At 55.2% G+C, this 4,902-nt stretch carries 4 protein-coding genes and 1 pseudogene; 3 read left to right on the forward strand and 2 right to left on the reverse strand.

Going from position 1 to position 4,902, the window contains the following annotated elements; all coding sequences use genetic code 11:
* Positions 1-2: 2 nt before the first annotated feature.
* The 3 genes from WB528_RS13265 (at position 3) to WB528_RS13275 (ending at position 2,236) form a co-directional block, all read left to right on the forward strand.
* Positions 3-197, forward strand: a complete 195-nt coding sequence (locus WB528_RS13265) for a DUF2007 domain-containing protein (protein WP_423888870.1) — start codon at positions 3-5, stop codon at positions 195-197.
* Positions 198-383: 186 nt separating this feature from the next.
* Positions 384-1,484 (forward strand): non-hydrolyzing UDP-N-acetylglucosamine 2-epimerase, encoded by a 1,101-nt coding sequence (gene wecB / locus WB528_RS13270; RefSeq protein ID WP_423888873.1) that lies wholly within the window; start codon positions 384-386, stop codon positions 1,482-1,484.
* Positions 1,481-2,236, forward strand: a complete 756-nt coding sequence (locus WB528_RS13275) for a glycosyltransferase (protein WP_423888871.1) — start codon at positions 1,481-1,483, stop codon at positions 2,234-2,236. Before wecB ends, WB528_RS13275 begins: the two co-directional genes overlap by 4 nt.
* A 22-nt stretch (positions 2,237-2,258) precedes the next feature.
* On the opposite strand, the gene WB528_RS13280 is transcribed toward WB528_RS13275, so the two are convergent.
* On the reverse strand, positions 2,259-3,701 hold the full coding sequence (locus tag WB528_RS13280) for an ArnT family glycosyltransferase (RefSeq protein ID WP_423888872.1): 1,443 nt from the start codon (positions 3,699-3,701) through the stop codon (positions 2,259-2,261).
* 512 nt (positions 3,702-4,213) lie between these two features.
* A pseudogene (locus WB528_RS13285) lies at positions 4,214-4,902 on the reverse strand (hypothetical protein); the annotation flags it as partial.

Genomic DNA, 4,902 nt, shown 5'->3' on the forward strand with positions numbered 1-4,902 from the left:
TGATCTCGGCGATCGAGGCGCTGCTCCGCGGCGCGGGTATCGAGCATTTGATCGTCGATCAGAACATGAGCGTACTGGAAGGCTCCATTGGGATTTTCCCGCGCCGCATTCTGGTCGGCGAGGACGAAGTGCCCGCGGCGCGGCGCCTTTTGACGGATGCCGGCTTTGAAAAGGAGCTTCGGCAAGATAACTATTAAGGCCAACCGCGGAATCGAGCGTGGCTACGTCGCTAAACGTGGTGAATGGTTCTGCTTATGCTTCAGGCCCACTTTGCGCTAGGGGCTTGCTATTACGTGGGCCAACATCAAAGCCCGCTCACAACCTATATTTGCAAAAATTACAACCCATGTTATAGAAGCCCTAGCGGTTGAGCTGGGGTGGAAATGCGATTTTTGTGTGTGGTCGGGACTCGGCCCGAAGCCATCAAATTGGCCCCGGTCATCTTGCAACTCTCCAAGTATGCTCAAGTGACGACCATTTGCTCCGGCCAGCATTCCAAGCTGGCGCGGAAGCCGCTCGAATGGTTCGGCATAAAGCCTGACGGTCAGATCGCACTCAGATCAAAGGCGAGAACGTTGGCCAAGCTGACCGGCGCGATGTTTGTTCCGCTGGAGCGGATGATCTCCAAATACAGCCCGGATGTTATTATCGCGCAGGGCGATACGACAACGGTGCTCGTGGCTGCATTGACAGCGTTTTATGTTGGCGTGCCCTTTGCGCACGTGGAAGCGGGGCTGCGGACTGGCGATCTGAACGCACCTTTCCCGGAGGAATTCAACCGCATCACCGCAGATCGGCTGGCGCGCTGGCACTTCTGCCCTACTAAACGCGCCTGTGATAACTTGCGCGCGGAAGGGATTGAGCAGTCCCGGCTTTACATTACCGGCAATACGGGGATCGACGCCCTGCGGCTGACGCTGGATCGGGCAAATGAAGTCGAATCACATAAACCGTCGCTGCGGCGAATTCTGCTGACGGCACATCGTCGGGAAAATCAGGGAGAGTGCTTGGAAGAGATTTGCAGGGCCGTGATTGCACTTGTGGACGTCGTCAAAGACTTGGAAATCAGAATACCAATGCATCCCAGCCCGGGCGTAAGAGATACATTCGAACGTTTATGTGCCCACCGCGATCGGGTCACGTTACTGCCGCCGCTCAATTATGAACAGCTTGTATTTGAGATGTGTCATGCCGAGCTCATTCTCACGGATTCCGGAGGCATTCAAGAGGAAGCGCCCTACCTAAGAAAGCCTGTTCTGGTGCTTCGTGATAAAACCGAACGGCCGGAAGCTGTCGAGCTCGGTGTAGCACGGCTCGTGGGAGCGCGCAGAGCGGAAATCGTGAGAGCGACGCGCGAGCTTCTGGCGAACAAAATAGCTTACGCCAAAATGGCATCAGGGGCTTCGCCGTACGGAGATGGTTACGCGGCCGAACGCATTGGCGCGGCATTTGGTCTCTGTGCAACTCCGGTCAGCGCGAAATGACGGCAGCTGGCGCGGTATTTGTCGGCCTTCCAGCCTATAACGAAGAAATTGCGCTTCCCCGTTTGTTGGGGCGTTTTGAAGATTTTATCAATCGGTCCAACGACGATGTTATGATAATGATTTACAACGATGGCAGCAGCGATTTGACAGCACAAATAGCTATCGAATGGCAGCGACGGTTGCCAATCGCCATTATCGACTGTCCAATCAACAGAGGATTAGGAGCCGGCGTTCGCGAACTTGTAACACAATCGCTGTTGAGGAGTGAGAGCAACGTTCTTATCATCATGGATTGCGATGACACGCACGACCCCGCGCAAATCGTCGGCATGTTGAGGTGCATTGAAAGAGGAGCGGATGTTGTTGTTGCTTCTCGCTATGCGCGAGGTGCACGTGTGCATGGGGTGCCATGGCTTCGTAGGCTTATGGCAGTGGGCGCCATGGTCCTGTTTAAGACGATCCACCCAGTACGTGGAGTTTCTGACTATACGTGTGGATATCGCGCCTACCGGGTCTCAACGCTGAGGAGGGCGGCAGAGCACTTTGACGGCAAGCTAATAACGGAAAATGGATTTGCCTGTATGGTCGAGTTGCTGCTAAAATTGAACGCTATTGGCGCGCGATTTACTGAGGTCCCTCTGTATTTGCGATACGATCAGAAGCCGACCGCAACTAAGATGGATGTCGGTGACAACACTAGACGACTGCTGTCATTGCTGCTCCGTTGGCGGTGGTACGGTTTTGGGACCTGATCCTCGCTGGTATGACGAGTGCTTAGTCAAGATGTAGCAGCTGGTCGCTGTTTTCGTCTGCTGGCATCACAAAGTGCAAGCCTGTCCGTTCCGACTGCAGAATATTTGCTTCGGCGGGCGAAACAATGATCCAAGCAGGCCCTCGCACTATCTTTAGTTCGGACAGTGTTTTGCTGAAAATGCGGCCCGGAACATAAGGGAGTACATTAAGCGCAGCGGCGCCAGTCCGGTATACCGGAGCTGGAGCTGCTTGCATTAGTTTTGTGATCGTGGCGGCTTTAATCTCCGATCCTCGAAATCTCATCGGTAGCAGCGGCGCTGCCACTAGGGAGTAAACCAAGGCGTAGAGGATCAGCGCGGTGACTACCAACAAATTGGTCGCAGTTGCGAATTGCCGTTGTGTGCTTATTGCATCGTAGGCTAGGCCACCGAATACGCAGAGCGGCAGTATCGTTGGAAAAAAATAGCGTGCGGTCGAACCACCGGGCCAAAACAAGACGATAATTGCCGCGGTGAAAGCATAGCAGGCAAGCGCCAACGTGAACGTCGACTGCGTGGTTTGTTTTTCTTTCGACCAATTCGCAAACGGAAACATGATTGCGATCAATGCGGCGGGTAGTATATCAAAAAATAGTCTAATAACTTCCTCGACCGGCCCGGCTAGCTGTACTGCCGGTCTAAACCGCATGAACGCTGCCCATTGGCCCTCGTCTCCTGACAGATAGACATAATCGTACCAAGCTATAAGGGGAGCGATACAAATGGTCCCGGCCAGCAACAAGCCTGGAAGCAAGCTCCATTCGCGGCTGATGAGGGTAAATAGACCAAGCCCGAGAGCGAAGTATGCGATGGGTTCAGGTCCTTTCATCAGCCCAGCTAGAGCCAATACAATGCCGATCAATATCCAACGGCGCAGACTGACTCTGCTGTATGCAAAACCGTCCCACCAGAGTACGAAAGCAAGGAAAAGCAAAACAGAGAGCGGCATATCTGCAGTCGGCATCACATAAGAGCGCTGGACCAGAGGGCAGGCTAGGAACGCTCCAGTGGCAATGGCGCTAGCGGGAACGCTGGCGCCAACTTTGCGGAGAAGGGAGTAGATCAGCAGGCAGCCCAGCAGAAGGAATAGAGCGACTGGCAGGCGCGCGGTGACCTGGCTCACCTGACCGAACGGAAGACTAACGGCAGCAATAATCCAAGAAAGCAACGTCGGCCGTTCAATCCAACGAAGATTGAACATGTGTGGAGTTAGCCAATAACCATCTTCAAGGGCGGTCCTTGCAATCGATACGGCGAGCCCCTCATCGGAATTGTAGCCGCGGAGCCAGACCAGGGGCATGGTCGCTGCAGCCCATACCGTCACGATTGCGATGACCGGGTTCCATCGCGTCCAAAGTGAATTCCACATGACGATTATCTGTGTCGCAGCATCTGACAGGCGCTTCCTGTCGATATGAAACGTCATATTTTATCCCTCTAAGCGCGTTGACGCGGATATCGAGATTAGTGTTAGCCGTTTTCGCCGCGGATGTAGTAAGTCTGTAAGCCGAGAGGCCCAGGTAAGTCGAGAAAGCTGCCAGTCGCGCGCGGGCGAGGACGGAAGGGCATCACGAATTGCTATGTTGGGTCGCTTGGGTGCGGCGCGGCTCTCTAACCAAAAGATTCCGCGGACCTCACGAGAAATGTCGACGGAATCAGGACGCTACTTTACCGAGTAGTGATGGTTGCAAGCAACCACATTCGCAATGTCTATTGATTCCATCAGGTCGCGTTTCGATTGTATTCGAGCCTTTTGGCGGAATTCGAAATGAGTGTCAGCGTGATCGCTTAATAAGAAGACGATTTCTGCAGTGGTTCGGTGGCTCCGGAAAAGTAGTGAAAGGGCGTTGACTACGATCTGATTCGCAGTTCGCGTCAGGCCTCAGACCGGGTCAGCGGGAGTTCTTGCGGGCATAACTCTGCCGTCTAGACTAGCAGCTATTTCGACCGCTCCGGCAATGGTGCGCAAAACGGGAATGTCCCGAGCCGCAAATAATAGTGTGGCAACCCCGACTCGCACAGCACTTCAGGGCCGGCAGTCCTGAAAATGTGTTTCACCGGCTCGGCTTGGCTGACCACGATGGTCGCTGCGACGAGCGCGCCGCCCAGCGGGTACGTCCAGCGGTGACGTTGAAGGTCCGCAAGCCGCGCGATCAACAGGGCCGCGGCTACGATCGCCATCGGATCGGTGAAAAGGAAATAGGATTGCTGCAAATGCCGGCCCATGCCGAGCAGATCGACGCCCCAATCGGTCAGCATTAGCGCGGCGACTTCGACGACAAGATGCCACTCGCGTCGTCTGATGGCGATCACGGTTGCGGCGATAACGAACCATTCGAGAAAGATGGTCGGACGCGGCGACGGTTGCAGCACGAATGTTCGCCGCGCGATCACGCCGCCGATCGCCTGCAGCAGAAACTCGACGCTTGCGGCACTGAACAGCGGTCCGCCGGCCGATAGCTGCGGATTGGCCGCCGCCGCCCATGCATACATCGTCTCCAGCGGATGAAGCACGACGATCGCATCGTTCGGCTGAAAGCGAATGTCGAGCGCCAATAAGCCGATCATGCATCCGGCAAACACGGCGAACATGGCGGTCAGCGCCTCAAGGGCGGCGACCCGCCATA

The sequence above is a fragment of the Bradyrhizobium sp. genome, assembly GCF_049586575.1.
Classification (GTDB): Bacteria; Pseudomonadota; Alphaproteobacteria; order Rhizobiales; family Xanthobacteraceae; genus Bradyrhizobium.

What these genes read in the sequence shown, in the direction of transcription:
- WB528_RS13275 (WP_423888871.1), top strand. Translation starts at nt 1,481, where the DNA reads ATGACGGCAGCTGGCGCGGTATTTGTCGGCCTTCCAGCCTATAACGAA.
- WB528_RS13280 (WP_423888872.1), bottom strand. Translation starts at nt 3,701, where the DNA reads ATGACGTTTCATATCGACAGGAAGCGCCTGTCAGATGCTGCGACACAG.
- wecB (WP_423888873.1), top strand. Translation starts at nt 384, where the DNA reads ATGCGATTTTTGTGTGTGGTCGGGACTCGGCCCGAAGCCATCAAATTG.